At 51.2% G+C, this 18,613-nt stretch carries 16 protein-coding genes; 13 read left to right on the top strand and 3 right to left on the bottom strand.

Annotated features, from left to right (window positions below):
- Window position 1: 1 nt before the first annotated feature.
- The 3 genes from flgN to flgA form a co-directional block, all read right to left on the bottom strand.
- Entirely contained in the window at window positions 2-424 is a 423-nt protein-coding gene (flgN, locus tag B9Z35_RS08285) for a flagellar export chaperone FlgN (RefSeq protein ID WP_108283219.1), read from the bottom strand.
- A gap of 16 nt (window positions 425-440) precedes the next feature.
- A complete protein-coding gene (gene flgM, locus B9Z35_RS08280; RefSeq protein WP_233246515.1) occupies window positions 441-761 on the bottom strand; it encodes a flagellar biosynthesis anti-sigma factor FlgM in 321 nt (106 codons plus the stop codon).
- 113 nt (window positions 762-874) lie between these two features.
- The gene (flgA, locus tag B9Z35_RS08275) at window positions 875-1,645 is read right to left on the bottom strand and encodes a flagellar basal body P-ring formation chaperone FlgA (RefSeq protein WP_108283218.1); all 771 of its coding nucleotides are present in this window, start codon (window positions 1,643-1,645) and stop codon (window positions 875-877) included.
- A gap of 103 nt (window positions 1,646-1,748) precedes the next feature.
- Here flgA and B9Z35_RS08270 point away from each other — a divergent pair, with 103 nt between their 5' ends.
- From B9Z35_RS08270 to fliD, 13 genes are all read left to right on the top strand, one after another.
- Complete coding sequence (locus B9Z35_RS08270; protein ID WP_108283217.1) at window positions 1,749-2,915, top strand: LysM domain-containing protein; 1,167 nt, start codon at window positions 1,749-1,751, stop codon at window positions 2,913-2,915.
- 122 nt (window positions 2,916-3,037) lie between these two features.
- Complete coding sequence (flgB, locus tag B9Z35_RS08265; RefSeq protein ID WP_108283216.1) at window positions 3,038-3,421, top strand: flagellar basal body rod protein FlgB; 384 nt, start codon at window positions 3,038-3,040, stop codon at window positions 3,419-3,421.
- Between the two features lie 6 nt (window positions 3,422-3,427).
- A complete protein-coding gene (gene flgC, locus B9Z35_RS08260; RefSeq protein ID WP_108283215.1) occupies window positions 3,428-3,853 on the top strand; it encodes a flagellar basal body rod protein FlgC in 426 nt (141 codons plus the stop codon).
- 23 nt (window positions 3,854-3,876) lie between these two features.
- Window positions 3,877-4,566: a flagellar hook assembly protein FlgD gene (locus tag B9Z35_RS08255; protein ID WP_108283214.1), complete on the top strand. Its 690-nt coding sequence runs from the start codon at window positions 3,877-3,879 to the stop codon at window positions 4,564-4,566.
- 39 nt (window positions 4,567-4,605) lie between these two features.
- Window positions 4,606-8,448, top strand: a complete 3,843-nt coding sequence (locus tag B9Z35_RS08250) for a flagellar hook-basal body complex protein (RefSeq protein ID WP_108283213.1) — start codon at window positions 4,606-4,608, stop codon at window positions 8,446-8,448.
- A gap of 22 nt (window positions 8,449-8,470) precedes the next feature.
- Window positions 8,471-9,235, top strand: a complete 765-nt coding sequence (locus tag B9Z35_RS08245; RefSeq protein ID WP_108283212.1) for a flagellar basal body rod C-terminal domain-containing protein — start codon at window positions 8,471-8,473, stop codon at window positions 9,233-9,235.
- A 29-nt stretch (window positions 9,236-9,264) separates the two neighbouring features.
- The gene (gene flgG, locus B9Z35_RS08240; RefSeq protein WP_108283211.1) at window positions 9,265-10,050 is read left to right on the top strand and encodes a flagellar basal-body rod protein FlgG; all 786 of its coding nucleotides are present in this window, start codon (window positions 9,265-9,267) and stop codon (window positions 10,048-10,050) included.
- Between the two features lie 12 nt (window positions 10,051-10,062).
- Window positions 10,063-10,746, top strand: a complete 684-nt coding sequence (locus B9Z35_RS08235) for a flagellar basal body L-ring protein FlgH (protein WP_108283210.1) — start codon at window positions 10,063-10,065, stop codon at window positions 10,744-10,746.
- Window positions 10,747-10,757: 11 nt separating this feature from the next.
- A complete protein-coding gene (locus B9Z35_RS08230; protein ID WP_199219794.1) occupies window positions 10,758-11,888 on the top strand; it encodes a flagellar basal body P-ring protein FlgI in 1,131 nt (376 codons plus the stop codon).
- Window positions 11,889-11,900: 12 nt separating this feature from the next.
- Window positions 11,901-12,401, top strand: coding sequence for a rod-binding protein (locus B9Z35_RS08225; protein ID WP_108283208.1), 501 nt, complete (start codon window positions 11,901-11,903; stop codon window positions 12,399-12,401).
- Window positions 12,398-16,042 (top strand): flagellar hook-associated protein FlgK, encoded by a 3,645-nt coding sequence (flgK, locus tag B9Z35_RS08220; RefSeq protein WP_108283207.1) that lies wholly within the window; start codon window positions 12,398-12,400, stop codon window positions 16,040-16,042. The genes B9Z35_RS08225 and flgK overlap by 4 nt, the downstream gene beginning before the upstream one ends.
- Window positions 16,043-16,057: 15 nt before the next feature.
- On the top strand, window positions 16,058-16,981 hold the full coding sequence (flgL, locus tag B9Z35_RS08215; RefSeq protein ID WP_108283206.1) for a flagellar hook-associated protein FlgL: 924 nt from the start codon (window positions 16,058-16,060) through the stop codon (window positions 16,979-16,981).
- 67 nt (window positions 16,982-17,048) lie between these two features.
- A complete protein-coding gene (fliD, locus tag B9Z35_RS08210; RefSeq protein WP_108283205.1) occupies window positions 17,049-18,599 on the top strand; it encodes a flagellar filament capping protein FliD in 1,551 nt (516 codons plus the stop codon).
- Window positions 18,600-18,613: the final 14 nt, after the last annotated feature.

Here is an 18,613-nt window from a genome sequence, read left to right as displayed (position 1 = left end):
TTTACGCCTCTGCGTAGCCGCGTCCACCGCGGCGTCCGCGCGAGAGTTTGCCCAAACGGTCATAAATTTCAACCGAGCTCGTGGGGTCTTCCACTTGCAGGCTTTGCAAAGCGCCGCGGATGGCGTCAATTTTTCGAACGATCAGCACTTCATTGCGGCGATGCAGATCGCGGCAATGAGCCATGCGTTCTTTGAAGCCATCCCACTCGGGGCCGAGTTCATCAGCAGACTCGGGACCGTGAATACCCGCCAACTCTGCGAGCTGTTGCAGTAGCGAATTTTTAGTGGTCTGCGATGCTTCAAAGGCATCTAAGTTTTGCGCTTTGAGTTGCTCAAACTCAAGTTCGAGCATGTCCTCAAGCGTTTGCGCCAGCGCCAAAGCCTGCTCCAATGAGGAGGCCTCAGTCGCGGCTGTTGTTGTCATCTCGGGCAAGGCCAGATCAGTTAGAAATCATTTTTTCCAAGGCCACAAAGTTTTCAGCAATGCGGCGTGGATTAACGGGGTATTTGCCGTCTTTGATCGCTTGTTTGATCGCGTCCACTTTCGAGCGATCGAAGTCAGGCTGAGCCATGACTTTTTGGGCGACGTTGCTCAAGCTCACTTTGTCTGCTCCTGTGGAAGATGCTTTATCCATAGATGGAGCCAAGTCTTCTTTCGCCTGAGCGGCAGAAGGGCTTCGTTTTTCGACTTTATCGATGGTACTGCGCAGCGCAGCATTCGACTGGGTCATACGACCATAGTTTGAAATAGCGTCATTCATGATGTTTTCACTTTCTTAACCTGTTAGCAGGTCAAACTTTTTCACAACACTTCAATCGACTCCAAATTCTAGAACTTGAGAGTTTTTTTGAAATATTTTTTTAATACCGCTTTTTACTTAACCTTTGCGGCATTCGGTCCAGTGATCACGCCATAGAGTGATCGACCCGACTCGACATTTTTCAAGCGAATTTGTTCACCTAAACCACCATCTTGCAACGCTTCAGCGCGCATTGTGATGGAAAAGCCTCTTCCTTCGCCAGCTGTCACTTGAACCTCTTGCCCGCGCTTCACGAGCACGGCATTTTTCACGTCATAGGAGCGAAGAGGTGTATTGGGCGTGAGGTCACGCACCAATTCCATGTTTTTTAATAAATTAGCATCAGAAATGATTTGGTTTTCCATGCCTGCTGCTGGCATCTCTGCGTAACTGAACATCGAGGGCGAGATCACAGTCCCACGCTTGAGCAACTCTTTAGACACCAAAACTTTGGACAAAACTGGCGCAGAGGCAACAGTTCGATTCACTTGTGCAGGGGCTTGTCCAGTATTCAGGTTGATGAAAAGTTGCCAAACAGGCTGTGCGCAGCGCACCCGTACAGCAGGTTGATTGGGAAAAGGATGCTCAAACTGCAGGTTTTGTTGACAGTTTTGTACCGCGATGCGTGGGTCAACAGGGACAACTTGCACCTGTTTTCCTTGAAAAGAGGGGTGGCTTGCAGCCCATTCTTGGGCTTGTTTTTGCAGAACCTCAAAGGCACTGTCATTCGTCACCAAATCGGCAGCAAACCCAAGCTGGGCTTGGCTTAGCAAGCATGCAGCCAGCCATAGACCCACGCTTGAAGCGCGAGGGGTGTCGGCATTTTTTAGGCACAGCAATTGCATAGTCGTTAGGGTCAGTGTGAATGTTTTGACATTTGTTCAGATACACACCCTCATGCAAAAACGAAGCCAACTTTTAAAACGGACCGAATAAACGGAGCACTCCATGCGACTCGACCCGTCCTATAACCCGCAGGTGAATACCGCCGACGCCTCTGGCATGCCAAAGCTGCCACGCAGTCAGCTGGCCTACGCGCGCACTGCGCCAGCCTTCACCCGTGCGTTGGCGAGTGCAAATCAATCAGGGGCATTAGCGCCAGAGGGTAGTACCGCGGCATGGAACACGCAGGTGCGTTCTGGTCAAACTTTGACAGGGATCGTTCGAGAGCAAATGGCGCAACGCGGCGTCAACGTCTCCAGCAATGAAGCCATGCGTTTGGCGCAAACCGTGGCGCGATCGAACAACATCACCAACGCGAACATGATTCATCCAGGTCAACAATTGAACCTGGACAGTCTGAATTTCTCTTTGCAGCAAGCTATGGCCGTGAATCAGGCCATCGCAGCCAATAAAGCTGCAGCGGCAGTGGCGGCATCTCCAGTCGTCACGCCTGCCGCCAATGTGAATACGCTCAATACCAACACGCCCATGGGTGCAACTGCCCTAGCGGGTACTGCCCAAGTACAGTTACTCACGCGCTCAGACCGCAGCGGTAACGTGGTGCTCGAAAAAACCATCGATCGCGCCATTGAAAAGGGCTTCATCCCCGCACAAGACAAACAGGCTGTGATGAACAAAATTGTTCAGCTCTCGCAAGAGCACCGCTTTGCCCCCGATGACTTTGCCCGCCTCACCTTGATGGAGAGCGATGGCATGAACCCCAAAGCCTCCAACAGTCGTTGTCACGGCATCATTCAGTTTTGTGATGGACCTGATCGCGGCGCTGCAAGCGCAGGCTTTGGCGCGAACCCCAAAGCGATTTTGGGCCACAGCGTGTTGCAGCAGCTCGACATGGTGGGTAAGTATTTTGAAGACACGGGCCTGAAGAACTTTGGCCCTGTAGGTTTGGATGATCTGTACTTAACAGTACTCACCCCAGCGGCGCGCAACGAAACGCGACCCAATGCGGCGTTGAACATTCCAGGTCAGCAAGCGGCTTACTTGCATGTGAACCGCGACATGCGTGCGCCCATCACGCGCAATTCAATCTTGGCGGGTTTGCATCAAAACGCCAATGAACGTTTAGGTACGGAAGTGGCGCAACGCCCCTCCATGCAGGCAGCTCGCTTGAGCGCCTATGCCGCACAGGCGGCTGTGACGGAATCTCGCTAATTTCAGTTCAGCGGCAAAAGATTGCCGCTTAAACCGTCAAAACCGCCGTGGCACGGCTCTTGCATTAATCGACATGAGGTCTCACAACTTGAGGCCATGTGTCAATAAACAGGAGTCTTGTTATGGACGTTTTTTCATCTGCTTTCGGAATACATGAGCGAGCGCTCGGCGTGAGAAGCCAGCGCATGGAAGTATTGGCGCGCAACATCGCCAACGCTGACACGCCCAACTACAAAGCACAAGACGTCGATTTCAAGGCCATGCTCAAAGAAGCCAAGACTGAATATTTGACGGCCACCAATGAGAAGCACTACGCCGGTCTGCAAGAAGCCCCAGACAACGGCATGCGCTATCGCACACCTTTTAACAGTTCATTCGACGGCAACACCGTTGAGATGAACGTCGAACAAGCCCAATACGGTAAGGCAGCTGGTGACTACCAAGCCACCTTGCAGTTCCTGCAAAACCGCATCGGCGGCTTGCGTAAAGCCATGCGCGGGGAGTAATAAACCATGCAACTCGATAACGTCTTTGGTATTGCAGGCACAGCGCTAAACGCGCAAGCCATTCGCATGAACACCACGGCCTCTAACTTAGCCAACGCCAACTCGGTGGCAGGCTCAGAAGAAGAAGCCTACCGCGGCCGTCGCCCCTTGTTCAAAGCCTTGATGGAAGAGCAAATGACACACGGTGGCGCTCAGTTTGTTGGCGGCGTCAAAGTTGACCGCATCGTCAACGACCCAGCACCCATTCGCAAAACTTGGGAGCCAGGTAACCCACTCGCTGACAAAGAAGGCTACGTCTTTCACTCCAACGTGAATGAAATGTCTGAAATGGTCGACATGATGGCTGCATCGCGTTCATACCAAAACAACGTTGAAGTGGTGAACACCGCTCGTCAATTGATGATGCGCACCCTAGAAATTACCAAGAGCTGATTCAAGCTAAACCGGAGTCTTAAATGGCCATCGATACCTCATCATCTATTAGCGGCATCATGACGACGGCGCAATACAACGCGCAAAAGGCAGCAACCCCGCAGAAAACGAGCATGGGTCAATCTGAGTTTTTGACACTGTTCACCACACAGCTCAAAAACCAAGATCCAACAGACCCTGTGAAAAACGAAGCTTTCGTGGCGCAGCTTGCACAGTTCTCGCAACTTGAAGCGACAACAGGCATGAAAACCAGCATGGAAAGCTTGGTTTCTAGCTTGGCGAATGATCGTCTCTTGGGCGCAACCTCATTGATTGGTAAGACAGTTGGTGTGCCTGACGGTCCTGTGGAAGTGACAGATACCACCGTTTCACAAGGCACGATCAATCTTCCAACCGGTGCCGATGGCATCAAGTTGCAAGTGTTTGATGACAAAGGCATTTTGGTGCGCTCTCAAATCATGGGTGCACAAGCTGTGGGTGATGTCACTTTGTCATGGGATGGCATGACCGATGGTGGAACTGCAGCAGCCAATGGCCTCTATCGCTATGTGGCCACAGTCAACAGCAACGGCAATGTGACCAAACCAACTGTCAACACTTACGCCACCGTCAAGGGCGTCAGCAGTGCAGGCACTTCAGACGGCACCATGCTGCTGGAAGTCGCAGGCGGCAAGACTGTCAACTTGGCCGATGTCAAACGCATCAGCAACTAATTTTCAGAACAAAGAATTTCTCTCAGGAGCTAAAGCACCATGTCCTTCTATACCGCACTCACAGGTTTGAACGCAGCCACCGCCCAAATGGGTGTCACGTCCAACAACATTGCCAACGTTTCCACCACTGGTTTCAAACGCAGTCGTACCGACTTTGGTGACATTTTTGCGACATCGCCTCTGCAAAAAGCCTCGGCCACGATTGGTCAAGGTGTTGCGTTGAAGAAGGTGACGCAAGAGTTTGGTCAAGGTAACTTGGTGTTCTCGTCAAACACACTTGACTTGGCCATCAGCGGTGACGGTTTCTTCCCCTTGAAATCTCAAGACGGTTTCCAAGACATCTTCACGCGTAACGGTGTGTTCATGATGAACGACCAAAACAACGTGGTGAACACGGCAGGTCAAAAGTTGATGGCGGCGTCAGTCGACTCGTCCGGCAAAGCGAACTTGGACGACATGAACGTGTTGACCATTCCTCAAAAAACAACGGGCATGGCCAAGCAAACCAGCAAAGTGTCATTGGGTTTGAACTTTCCTGCTGACGCCACGGTGATTACCAAAGATTTCAACCGCAATGATCCAACCACCTACAACAAGAGCACGGCGCTCACGGTGTATGACGCCGGTGGTAACTCGTATTTGGCGTCTGTCTATTACGTGAAGACTCAAAACGCGAGCCAGCAAATGCCAAACAACAAGTGGCAGACCTATGTGTATGTAGGCGACAAGTTGGTCAATGCGTCTCTGCAACAAGCTACCAATAGCCTTGGCGAAGAAATGTACGTCAACAAGTATGGTGAACTGCGAGCGAAAAGCGAATTCAAAACACCAGAACAAATTGCCGAATTGAACAGTAGCTTCTCCAAGAAGACCATCAAGTTTTCTTTGGACCAACTGACCGATGTGCGAGTGTCTAAACCTGCAACCGTAACCGGTGGTATGGCTACCGACCTGGGCACAGGCTCTAACGACGGCATTGACTTCGGCAATTATTTGAACATCAGCAAGTCTGATTTGCTGCGTCAACAGGGCAGCAGTGCTGTCACTTACTCCATGGATTCCAACATCACAGGCGCACGTTCTGTCGAGTTTGGTCCAGATGCCGCTCGCGTCACCGTGGATATTCCTGCAACAGGTTCTACACCTCCAACGCCAGAAGATGTGGCTTCTGCATTGAACCTCAATGCCAGTTTTGCATCGACCTATGTTGCGCAAGCGGCCAAGCCCTCAGTCACGCTGCAAGGCATGAACTTTGGCGCTACCGCACCAACTTCAAACCCATTTGCCAGCTTCAGTATCAACATCGGTGGCAAACAGATGGACTTGAAATCTCTGTCTGTCGACACCGTAGCTGGTGCAGACATGGCCACAGAGCTGCAAACCAAATTGCAAGCCATGGACGAAGGTCGCACAGACATCACCGTGACTTGGGATGACGCAGCCAAATCAATCACGGTCACAGATGCCGCGCAACGCAACATCAGCGGCGCAACGCTGACCAAAGTCACTGGTGCCGCCTCGGACGTGTCTGTTGGCTCCACCATTAAATACGCCGATTCCATCCTGAAAATCACAGCCCTAGACCCGAATGTCTCGGCTGCTGATATCAAGGGAACAACGTCTGCAAAAGGTGTGGTCATCACGCAAGGCACGACGGTGATGACTGCTGACAAGATCACCGCTCAAAATACACCATATACCCGCGCAACTGCTGCATTCACATTTGATGATGCAACCAAGGGCTTTAAGGTGACCTTTGGTACAGCAACACCGCCACTGTTTGAAGAAGCCGCATCAGGCGCTGATTTGGCTGACAAATTGAATACCAATGCAGCTTTCGTGACCGATTACATCGCCACTTATTCAGCAACTGACAAGGCGTTGACGATCAAAGCAAAAGATCCATCAAGTGCCAGCTCACAAGCCATTGCGAATTCAGTCAAGGTTTTCCAAAGCGTGACCGATGTCACGGGGCCGTTTGCTCAAATCAATGATGTCGATGCAACGACAGGCGTGTCTAACAATCCTGTATTGACAACAGGTGTGGCATCTGCACTGGACAGCAGCAAACGCAGTATTGATGATTTGCGAAATCTCTTCACAGTGAACGTGGACAACTCCATTGATTCAGTCACAGTTGGCTTGGATCATTTGGTTGAAACCATGAGCAAATTGCCAGCATCTGCAAATAAGAAGCTGTCAGGTACCCAGATCGCTGCCGAATTGACGAACGTCATGGCACGTGCATATGGCGACGAGAAACCATTCAACTTCTCAACCATTGGCGCGCCGACATTCGCGCTCACACTGACTCGCGCTGATAAATCCACGTTGCCAACCTTGCCCATCGATCTCTCTGCATCCAAAGACATGCGCAGTGAGGACATGGTGCGTGAAGTGCAAAAGCAAATTGATGCAGATCCTCAGTACAAAGGCAATGTTGCAGTGAGCTATGACACTGCCATGCAAAAGTTAATCTTTACACCAACCAATAACTCAAAGCTCAAAGTTTCTAGCGATCAAGCTGCTATGAACTTGGCAGACCCATTGGTGCAGGGTGTGAACGATGGCGATGTGGGCTTGACTCTGTCACCGTCTGTCTCTACATCGCCTTTCCGTGCTATGAATGATCAACGCTACGGCATGAAGGTTGAGTACGACTCTGTCAAACAATCTTTCGTGTTCCAGTCTGGCACAACAGGCGACACATCTGGCTTGTCGGTCACAGGTATCCGTCCTGGCAGTTTGGCCACGCAGATTTCCAAAGGCTTGGGCATGACGGGTGACCCTGCTGCCTATATTGTGACGCCATCAACAGTGGATGCTTTGCGCGGTGTGACATCAAAACCAGCAGTTTTGACTGCCAATCCTCTGGCAGTGAACGTAGACAACAACTTCTCAGTGGACAGTACCAACAACCAATTCGTGGTGTCTGTCAACGGCATCACGGGCACGGTGGTCATTCCTCCAAAAGATAACTACACCTTAGGTACGTTCATGGAGGCATTGCAAAACGGCATCAACAACTTGCAAGGCCCTTCCAAAAATGGACTGACTCCAGACTCTGTCAACGGCGTCAAGGTGAGCTACAACAGCAAGAGCAATGCACTCGAATTCACCACAGGTACAGCATCCAATAGCTCTTACGTCAAGATCACCGGCGATTCACGCTGGGGCTTAGACAACTTAGATGCCAAATTTGGCACAACCACAACTTGGATCAAACCCACACCGTTCAAGGACGATAAAGGTGCAACGGTCTACATCGATGGTTTTGGTGCAGAGTCATCCACCGCGACAGGCTTTGACACATTGCCTTCATGGTCACCGGTCTATTTCGACAAAGGTGAGCTGACGTTTGACACTGCGGGTAACTTGATCTCCCCGAAACAAGGTGCTCAGTTGGACACGGTGTACTTGCCAAACGGTAAGGGCGCTTTGACCATGAACATCGACTACTCCAAGTCAAGCCAATTTGCGTCACCATTCTCTGTGTTGTCGCAGTCGCAAGACGGCGCACCTGAAGGTGACTTGGTCGGTTTGGCCATTGGTGACGATGGCCTGGTGACTGCTAGCTTCTCCAACAGCTCACAAAAAGCCCTAGGCAAAGTGGTGTTGGTGAACTTCTCCAACCCATCTGGCCTGCGTCAGATTGGTGATACCAACTACTACAAAACCTCTGATTCTGGTGTGCCTCGATACGGCGAAGCTGGTGCAGCAGGTTACGGCACGGTGCGCTCAGGCGCCACAGAACGCGCCAACGTCGACTTGACCCAAGAATTGGTGGACTTGATCACCGAGCAGCGTAACTTCCAAGCCAACGCCAAGGCCATGGAAACCAGCACCTCGATGACCAACACCATCATTCAGATCCGTAACTAATAAGTTGCATTAAGAGCCTGATATGGACCGCTTATCCTTTAACGCGATGGCTGCGATCAACGAAGATCGCTTGATTCGACAGCAGCTGTCGAACGACATCGCCAACGTCACCACCGTCGGTTTCAAGCAAACCTTCGAAGCCACCATCCAGCCGCATCAAGCAGTGGGTGAGGGCTTTGATTCACGCTTGCAACCCCGTCTGTACACCACAGACCGTGTGCGCTTGGATGCGGGCCCTTTGATGGTCACAGGCCGCGATTTGGATGTGTCCTTCAACCACAAAACCGTTTTGGGCGTGACCGGCAATGACGGAAAACTGGCATTTACTCGCCGCGGTGATTTGCGAGTCAATCCCAACGGCGTATTGGAGACAGGGTCGGGCCATATGGTTCAAAGCCAAGATGGCGGCCCTATCACCATCCCCGTAGGGTCAGTGGTCAACATCACCAATACGGGCCAAATTTATGCCTCAGACCCCACACAGCAAGGCGTTCCGCAAGAGCAGCTCATTGGCAACTTGTTGCTGCGCGATGCGAGTACCACGCACCTGATCAAACGCGAAGACGGCTTGTATCGCGTTGACGAAAAACCACTTGGCACGGACTTTGCAACTGGTCCTGAGCCAGTTTCTTTGACACCGAAGGCCCTCGAGGGCAGCAGTGTCAATCCAATGGCATCGATGGTGAAGCTGATTGAACAGAGTCGCTCTTTTGAGCATCAGATTCGAATGATCAAAGAAAGCAAATCCAACGATGAGTCGGGCGCCTCCATGATGAAGGTGTCCTGAATTTGACAGATTAAAGGGGGCGATAAGCCATGGACGCATCATTATGGGTAGCCAAAACGGGTCTTGACGCGCAGCAGACGCGCATGAACGTCATCTCGAACAACTTGGCGAACGTGAATACGACCGGCTTCAAACGCGACCGTGCCGTTTTTGAAGACTTGCTCTATCAAAACGTCAAACAACCCGGTGGTCAAACCACCAACAACACCTTGTCACCTACAGGCTTGATGCTCGGTACCGGTGTGAAGATCAATGCCACCGAGAAGCTGCACTTGCAAGGTAACTTGGTCAACACCCAATCGCCACTGGATTTGGCGATCATGGGCAACGGCTTCTTCCAAATTCAAATGCCAGACGGCACCACGTCCTACACACGTGACGGTAACTTCAAAATCAGTAACACCGGTCAAGTCGTGACGGCCTCTGGCTTTCCTCTGATTCCTGCCATCACCATTCCAGCCAATACGGCCGCTGTGACCTTTGGTCAAGATGGCACCGTGTCTGCTGAGCTAGATGCAGGGGCTGGTTCTCAAAACATTGGACAAGTACAAATTGCCCGCTTCGTGAACCCAAGTGGTTTGAAGCCCATCGGCAATAACTTGTATGAAGCCTCACAAGCCAGTGGCGTTGGGCAAATTCTCACGCCAGGTCTCACGGGCGCAGGTGCGTTGAAGCAAGGTTCTTTGGAAGCTTCTAACGTGAACGTGGTCGAGGAAATGGTCAACATGATCGAAACCCAGCGCGCTTACGAGATCAACTCTAAGGCTATCTCCGCTGTGGACGGCATGCTGAAGTTCTTGAACCAAAACATCTGATCAAGGTTCAACATGATTGCTCTTCGCCTTCTCGCACTCGTCGCCATTGTTTATTTGCTGCAAGGCTGCGCCGCCGACCCCGTGGATTTGGTCTTACGACCCTCCCCAGAGTTTCAGCCTGTCTATCCACTTGCCGCTGACCGGCAAAAAGTTGCCACCGGCGGCATTTATAGCAACCGGCAAAGTGATGCCTGGTTCGGCCGTGGCCGCAATTACCAAGTGGGCGACATCATCACTGTTTTGTTGAATGAATCGACTCAAGCCGCTCGCACCCAAAACACCGATGTCAGCCGTGAGTCTAAAAACTCATTGCCATCTGGCTTCAATACCAAGATCGGCAGCATGTCTCCTTTCTTGAATGGTATTGATGTCAACAATAACAACAACAGTTCCAAGGGCGCAGGTAAGGCTGACCAACAAGCTTCTTTGTCTGGCTCTGTGGCTGTGACCGTGGTTGAAATTTTGGCCAACGGTAACTTGATGATTCGTGGCGAGAAAAAACTCGGCCTGTCTGAAGGCACCGAAGTCATTCAAGTCTCTGGCGTGATTCGTCCAGAAGACGTGGGCCCCAACAGCACCGTGCAATCACGCCGTTTGGCCAATGCACAAATCGCGTACCGCGGTTCAGGTGATTTGGCCAATGCCACCAAAGCAGGCTGGGGTACCAGTTTCATGCACAAATACTGGCCGTTTTAATCATGAACATCATGTCTACATTCCTGCGTATCGCGTTAGCTAGCCTGTGCCTGATGGCTGCAGGTGCTGCACAAGCCGACCGCGTCAAAGACATTGCCACGCTCGCCGCCCAACGCCCTAACCAATTGATTGGTTATGGTTTGGTGGTTGGCTTGCAAGGCACGGGCGATGACGCCTCTGTACCCTTCACCACACAAAGCATGAAAGCCATGCTCTCGCAAATGGGTGTACGCATAGACGGCCCATTGACCGACTTTGAACAAGCCGCTACAGCTGCACGTGTAGACATCAAAAACACGGCTGCAGTGTTGGTGACTGCTGATTTGCCAGGTTTTGCCAAACCAGGCCAACGCATTGACATCAACGTGTCTGCCATTGGTAAGGCTTCCAACCTTCGCGGTGGTAGCTTGATCATGACAGCCATGCGTGGTGTGGACGGAGAAATCTACGCCTTGGCACAAGGTGCTTTGACAGCCACGGGTATTGACGCCAGCGCTGCTGGCTCGAAGGTGCAAATTGGTGTTCCCACATCAGCCCGCATTCCTGGTGGCGCGATTGTGGAACGCATTGTGGACACACCGTTTGAATCGGCAGAGCACGTGATCTACAACATCCGTGAAAACGACTTTTCCACGACGACTGCTATCGTCAATGCGATCAATAAAAAATTTGGCGGTGACGTGGCACAAGCCATTGATGGTGTATCGGTATCGGTACGAGCCCCCCAAAACTTGAATCAACGCGTGGCATTTATGAGCATGGTTGAGGCCTTAGAGGTCACGCCAGGTGAGCCACCCGCTCGCGTGGTGATCAATTCACGCACAGGCACGGTGGTGATTAACCGCTCAGTGCGTGTCACGGCTGCAGCGGTGTCACACGGCACCATCTCGGTAGCCATCACGGCCACCAATGAGGTGTCACAACCCAACATGCTCGCAGGTGGTCAAACCACCGAAGTGCAAAACGCCGACATCAAAGTGGCTGAGCCAAACAAGCCTATGTTCTTGTTCCAGCCCGGTGTCGAGCTTCGCCAAATTGTGGATGCGGTCAACCAAGTGGGCGCCACGCCTTCGGCTTTGATTGCCATTCTTGAAGCTTTGAAAAGTTCTGGCAGCTTGCGCGCCGAATTGGTCATCATCTAAACGAGACGAATCATGAGTAACTCCGTCGATACCTCCACCTCTAAGTCCTATATGGACTTTTCGGGCCTGGGCGAATTGCGCGGCAAGGCTCAGCAAAACCAAGACAAGGCTCTGAAAGAGTCGGCCCAACAGTTTGAAGGACTCTTCATCCAAATGATGATGAAGTCCATGCGCGAAGCCAATGCGCCGATGAAGGATGAAGACAACCAATCTCAAGCCATGGAAACGTTTGAAGGCATGTTCGACAAAGAAGTGTCCTTGCAAATGTCAAAACGTGGCGCGATGGGCGTGGGTGCATTCATGGAGCGTGCGGTGAAGCAACAAACATCAGCACCGCCCAGCACCGAGGCTTTGCTCAAAGCCCGCGGTAAAGCGATCCCGCTCAACCCTAAGCAAGAAGCCATGCCATTGCCGACAGCGGCTGATTTAGCCAAAGGCATTCTGATGGATAAGCCTGCACGCATCAAGACTTTGCAAGAGTTCAAGATGCCATTCTCTGGGGGTGCTAAATGAGTGACATGCTCGGCATCAGCAGTGGTGCAATCGGTGCTTATCAACGTGCACTGACCACAGTCAGTAACAACATTGCCAACGTCAATACCGAAGGGTATTCACGTCAAGATGTTGTGCTGCAAGACTCAGCCCCCAAGAAGTTGGCTGGCATGTACATCGGTACCGGTGTCATGCTGCAGACGGTCAAACGTCAGTTTGATGCATTTGCAGAATCGAACCTGCGCAACAGCACCAGCGATTTATCCAGTCAAAAGCCGATGGTTGATTACGCCAAGCGCGTGATGGACATCATGGGTGACAAAAGCATTGGTTTGAGCTCTGCTTTTGATAATTTCTTTGCTGCTGCAAGTGCCTTGTCAGCAGATCCTGCCTCTACGGTCCAACGCACCAGCTTCATGCGTACTGCAGATGGCGTGGCCTCACGTTTTGGTGAATTAAACACACAGCTCGACTTGATTTCTACGGAAACACGTCAAGGCTTGGAAAGTGCAGCGACTCAAGTCAACACCCTGACAAGTCAATTGGCTTTGATTAACCAAAGCTTGACCAAGTCACCAACCTTGGCTGGACAACCGCCAGAATTGTTAGATCGCCGCGATTTGACATTGCGTCAGCTGTCAGACTTGGCACGCATTAAAACCAGTTTCGCACCTAACGGCGCGGTCAGCGTCAGTATGGGCGCGACCATGACACAAGGTCTTGTGGTTGATGGCAACAAAGCCCGTCCCATCGGTTTGAACAGTACGGTCAAAGACAAAGTTGAACTGATTCTTGATCCATACGGCAAGACTGAATCACTGGCAAGTGCGAGTGGCGGCCAAATCGGTGGCTATCAAAGCTTCATCAGCCAAGTGCTCGAACCTGCACAAAAGAATTTGTCTGCATTGGCTCAAACCTTTGCGACCGAGACCAATAGCATTCAAAAGAATGGTATCGACGGTTACGGTCAAATGGGACAAGATTTGTTTGCATTTGACCCCGCAGCTTCTAGCCCCGCAGCAGGCCTGCGTCTGGCGATGAATGATGGCATGCGTGTGGCTACCGCTTCACAATTTCGTGTGAGTGAAGGTAATACCAACATCACCACCACACGTGCCACGGTGAAGTTCACAGGTACTACGCCCACGACACCACTGAGCAACTCCAACCTCGTCAACAACGGTAACGCAACAGCTGGCGTGACCTTCAAGGTTGACGGCGCGCAGGCTTATGCACCCGTGACAACACTGTCTGGTGGTGTCGGCGCGACGTTTTACTTAGATGATGCAGCGGCAGGTCAGCAACTCCAAGTCATGACCCGTGACGGCCGTCAATTGCTGGGCCAAACCCTCAATGAAAACGAAAAATTTCAACTCTTCAAGCCAGCCAATGGTTTTGCAGACAACGCCACCTACAGCGATCAATACCTGAATAAAACAGGGCCTAACGCTTATCGCAATCTAGATTTGTTCTATGGTGCCAAGGCGAAGGTCTTGTTTGGTCAAAACTTTGACCAATATGGCGCAGCAGGTGCACCCATTCCTATGCCTGCAGTCATGGAGACCTCACGCATTCCTGGCAATGGTGACTACATTCCAGATGGTGCACTCTCGCTCAATGGCGTCAAGCTGGGCGAACTCAAAGCTTTGGCGATCCCTGCAGATGTGGCTGCTTGGATCAACGACAAAACACCAGATACCAATATTCGCGCTGAGGTATTCAGTGAAATTCGTGTCCCTACAGGTCAAATTGACCTCAAAAAAGGCCTGACCATCAATGGTGAGGTGATCCAGGGCTACCACGACCTAAAAGGTTTGGTGGATGCGATCAACAGTTCGCTCAACCCTGATCAAACATCCTCACTTGATGTCAGCAAGCGCGTCGAGGCTTCGCTCACTTCTTCAGGCGAATTGGTGTTGAGAAATTCGAATGGTCAACCCATTCAAATCAATGCAAACGTCGGCACTTTAGAGCCTGCAGCCAATGCATTGAATATGCAACTTGGTACCTATAACGCTCAGGTACGCATGACGCAAATCGTGCGTGATTTGCATGTGCCAAGTGGCAATTTGCAGTTTGCTAAATCATTAGAAATCAACGGCGTTAATCTGAGTCAAGCTTCTTATAGCTTGGGTGCTGATACGTCTTATAAAGTCAGCTTTGGCTATCCACAGCAAGATTTCACGGGCACACCGTCAGAGCTGATGGCAGCCATGAGCGACCGCACCAAAGCATCAATGTCTGGCATTGATTTCGGTACCGTATCACCTGCCGATGCATTCAAGTCATTCAACATCGAAATCAATGGCGCAAAAGTCAACTTAGACAACATTCATCCTGCGACAGGCGATCTGGCTGGGATGGCGACTGAACTTGAAGCCCGTTTGAACGAGGCAGATGCAGGACGTAACGCGCTGCACGTCAACGTGTCCGGTAACCAATTGGTGTTTACCGATGATCTCGGGCGTAATTTGACCAATCTGAGTTTGACAACCAGCGAATCAGCAGCCTTGGCCGGAACTAAAACAGGTCAAATGGATCAACGCTTTGGCGATGAATACCATGCAGAATTTAACAACGGTGAACTGGTCATCAAGGCCTATGACGCCAAAATGTCTGATGCAGACATTGCCAATAAATTCAGCATCAAGCTTGGCAACCTCACCGTAGACGCGAAGGCAGGCATGTCATCAATGGATGATTTGATTGCTCGCATCAATAGCCACCAAGCCGATACAGGGGTCACCGCTGGTTACGACAGTAACCTAGATTTGAAATTGACGGTCACCGATGAGAAGGGCGTCAAAACCATCTCGATTGGCCCTGGTAAAAATGCCGATGGCACATTCACCAGCAATGCCTTGGGTCTTGAACCCATGGACTATTCTGCAACCGAGCGCTTAAAGCGCATGTTGGCAGACGATCCGACTAAAACAGACATTCGTATGTCGTTTAGTACCTACACCTATGGTGATCCAAAGCACGAGCAATTTGGCAGTCCAGCAGATTTGGCCAAAATCGGTTTGCGCACGGGTGCGTATATCGAAGGTGGTTCACCGGATGATTTGTTGCTGTTCGTCACTGGCAAAGGCTCAGCCAAGGTAGCAACCACTTTCAGTGGTGAGCCTGCCAACGCACGCGATACTTTGCGCAGCCAAACGCTCACCGTTAAATTTACTGCGGCAGACCGCTACAGCATCTTTGATGCAAAAACTGGAACCGAATTGGCTAGCCGTCAGTACGACCCAACATCTTTGGAACCAGTGATCGAGTTTCAAGGTCTGAACATCAAACTGACGCATGCTGCGTCGGTGGGTGACAGCTTCTCCATTGATGGCAACTTCGATGGCTTGGCAAACAACGTCAACATGCTTGACATGGTTGATTTGAATAAAAAGCCAGTCACCAATGGCAAAACGATTGCCAATACCTACATTGATCAAATCAACAACGTCGGTAATTTGGCGCAACAAGCCATCATCACGCAACAAGCTTTGACAGTGGTCAACGACCAAGCTGTTGCAGCGCGTGACAAAGTTTCGGGCGTGAATTTGGATGACGAAGCTGCGGCTTTGATCCGCTACCAACAGGCCTACCAAGCATGCGCAAAAGCACTTCAAGTTTCGGGCGAACTGTTCGACACGATTGCCCAAATTCGCTGATAAAAGAGAGCTCCTATGAAAATCTCAACCTCACTCTACTTTGACCGTTCGACACAACAATTGGGCAACGTACAGGCCAATTTGTCCAAAGTGCAGGAGCAAATGTCGACGGGTTTGCAAATTGTCAAACCCAGTGATTCACCTGACAAAGCGGCATTGGTCACACGCATTGAGTCCGAACTTGCCCGTCAAACCAGCTACCAAGACACCCTGAAAGCTGTGAACGTGCGTTTGACTGCACAAGAAACAGCACTCACCAACACCAGTGATGTGTTGTCGCGCGTCAAAGAGTTGGCAACACAAGCAGCCAACGACACACTAAGCCCTGCTGATCGTCAAACTGTGGCTATTGAGCTGAGTTCGCTGCGCGACCAAATCATGAGCTTAGGCAATACACAAGACAGCAATGGCAACTACCTTTTCTCAGGTAGCAAGGCCAGTGTTCCGCCTTATTCAAAAGATGACAAGGGCGTGGTGACTTACCAAGGTGATCAATCGCGCATGAAAGTCAACGTTGGCGACAGCCGTCGCATGAACTTGAACATGCCCGGCACAGACGCTTATGTTCGCTTGGTTCGCGATGACGGAAAAGGCGGAAAAGTCGGTGTTGATTTTTTCCAAGCCTTGGATGATTTGGTGACTGCCGTTAAAAGCAGTGATCACACTAATATCCAGCGTGGTATTTCGGAAGTAGACGGTATGCAGCAAGGCGTCAGCGATGGCTTGGCGCAAGTCGGTACCGACCTCAGCGTGGTAGACATGCAAAACAGTGTGTTGGACCAAGTGGTGCTGCGTTTAAAAACCACACGTTCAGACATTGAAGATTTGGACTACACCGAAGCTGCAACGCGCCTCAATAAAGATCAACTGTCTTTGCAAGCTGCACAAAGTAGCTTTGCCAAGATTTCGCAGCTGAGCTTGTTCAACTTCATTAAGTAAAGACGCTCAAGTTTTTACTTAAGCTGCCGATTCGATCGTCGATAAGCCTTTAAAGAAACCCAACACCATGGCCACCACCGCAGTTTCATCCAGCACCACGTCAGCCACCTCGGCTGCCAGCACTGCGAATAGCGCGGCCACAACTGCGGCTGCCAATCGTGCGGCTGCGCAAAAACTGTTGAGTTCATTGGGGGCTGGTTCGGGCGTCGACGTTGCATCATTGGCTCAAAACTTGGTGGATGCTGAAAAGACACCGCAAGCCAACGCAATCAATCAAAAAATCACCAAGAACGAAGCTCGCATCTCTGGTTATGCAGCCATTTCTTTCGTGATGTCGGGTTTGAATGACGCGTTCACTGCGCTCAAAGACCAAAATAACTTCAGCTCGCTCACTGCCAGCAACAGCCAGCCAAGTGCATTCACCGTCACAACCACGGCTGCTGCAGTGGGTGGCAGTCATGACATCGAAGTCATGCAGCTGGCCAAGGCGCAACGCAGCATCAGCGGCGGTTTTTCATCTGCCGGTGTGCCCATCAACGGCGGCAACGCCATGTCGCTCACCCTGACCGTCGGCGGAAAAGCTGCACCTGCCATCAGCTTGGCTGCTGGCAAAGACACGCCGCAAGACATTGTCAATGCCATCAATGCTGCTAAAACTGGTGTGACAGCCACCTTGGTCAATACTGGCGATGGATCAGCTAACCCATTTCAAATTGTGCTCACAGGTGCCAAAGGCGCTGCGAATAATTTTTCACTGGCCACTTCTTACACACAGATAGACGGTTCGAGCAGCAGCAGCCCTAACACGGGCTCGTTGGGTTTGAATTTCACAGGCAATGCCGCTGATCAAGTGGCGGCAGATGCCAAAGTGAAGGTTGATGGCATTACCTTCACACGCAATACCAATACGTTGACCGATGTGCTGCCTGGCGGCACCTTGGATCTGAAAACAGTCACCAGTGGCTCTGCATCACTGAGCTTGGTGCGTGACACCACAGCGATCAAAGACAAATTCAAGGCATTGGTCACCAGCTACAACGATGCAGCATCCATGCTCAACGTGGTGTCTGACCCTAAATCCACGGTTGATACCTATGGCGCGACTTTGGTGGGTGACTCCACTGCACGTAGCGTCAAAGCGCAAATGCGCGCGTTGGTTCAAGGCGTGTCCAATACACCTGGCACAAAAATCACTGCCATGTGGCAACTCGGCATCAGCACTGATCGCAGTGGTGTGATGGCCTTGGATGAAGCCAAACTAGACGCTGCGTTGAATGACAACTTTGAGGATGTCGTCAAAACCATGACGGGTAACACCAATGGCTTGAGCGCCTACAGCTCTCAGCCAGCTGGTTTTGCCGGTGAGGCGATGCGCAAGTTGTCAAAGTTGATTGGACCCAACGGCCCGTTGCTGACCAACACGCAAAACGCAGACACGCAAAACGCCAAATACAAAGACAACTTGTCCAAGCTGGACACGCGTATGACGGCTTTGCTTGCACGTTACAACAAGCAATTCTCTAGTATGGAAAGCATCGTGGGTAACGTGAATAGCCAAAAGACCAGCCTCAAATCTAGCTTTGACGGCATGATGTCTGTTTATACAAACAAAGCCTAAAAATTCTTTTTTAA

It is taken from the genome of Limnohabitans sp. Jir61 (assembly GCF_003063545.1).
GTDB lineage: Bacteria > Pseudomonadota > Gammaproteobacteria > Burkholderiales > Burkholderiaceae_C > Limnohabitans.
Note: the sequence above shows the minus strand (reverse complement) of the source record. Positions and strands in the feature narration are given on the sequence as shown.

Coding starts and splice junctions, on each gene's coding strand:
- flgN (WP_108283219.1), bottom strand. CDS start 424: ATGACAACAACAGCCGCGACTGAGGCCTCCTCATTGGAGCAGGCTTTG.
- flgM (WP_233246515.1), bottom strand. CDS start 761: ATGAATGACGCTATTTCAAACTATGGTCGTATGACCCAGTCGAATGCT.
- flgA (WP_108283218.1), bottom strand. CDS start 1,645: ATGCAATTGCTGTGCCTAAAAAATGCCGACACCCCTCGCGCTTCAAGC.
- B9Z35_RS08270 (WP_108283217.1), top strand. CDS start 1,749: ATGCGACTCGACCCGTCCTATAACCCGCAGGTGAATACCGCCGACGCC.
- flgB (WP_108283216.1), top strand. CDS start 3,038: ATGGACGTTTTTTCATCTGCTTTCGGAATACATGAGCGAGCGCTCGGC.
- flgC (WP_108283215.1), top strand. CDS start 3,428: ATGCAACTCGATAACGTCTTTGGTATTGCAGGCACAGCGCTAAACGCG.
- B9Z35_RS08255 (WP_108283214.1), top strand. CDS start 3,877: ATGGCCATCGATACCTCATCATCTATTAGCGGCATCATGACGACGGCG.
- B9Z35_RS08250 (WP_108283213.1), top strand. CDS start 4,606: ATGTCCTTCTATACCGCACTCACAGGTTTGAACGCAGCCACCGCCCAA.
- B9Z35_RS08245 (WP_108283212.1), top strand. CDS start 8,471: ATGGACCGCTTATCCTTTAACGCGATGGCTGCGATCAACGAAGATCGC.
- flgG (WP_108283211.1), top strand. CDS start 9,265: ATGGACGCATCATTATGGGTAGCCAAAACGGGTCTTGACGCGCAGCAG.
- B9Z35_RS08235 (WP_108283210.1), top strand. CDS start 10,063: ATGATTGCTCTTCGCCTTCTCGCACTCGTCGCCATTGTTTATTTGCTG.
- B9Z35_RS08230 (WP_199219794.1), top strand. CDS start 10,758: ATGTCTACATTCCTGCGTATCGCGTTAGCTAGCCTGTGCCTGATGGCT.
- B9Z35_RS08225 (WP_108283208.1), top strand. CDS start 11,901: ATGAGTAACTCCGTCGATACCTCCACCTCTAAGTCCTATATGGACTTT.
- flgK (WP_108283207.1), top strand. CDS start 12,398: ATGAGTGACATGCTCGGCATCAGCAGTGGTGCAATCGGTGCTTATCAA.
- flgL (WP_108283206.1), top strand. CDS start 16,058: ATGAAAATCTCAACCTCACTCTACTTTGACCGTTCGACACAACAATTG.
- fliD (WP_108283205.1), top strand. CDS start 17,049: ATGGCCACCACCGCAGTTTCATCCAGCACCACGTCAGCCACCTCGGCT.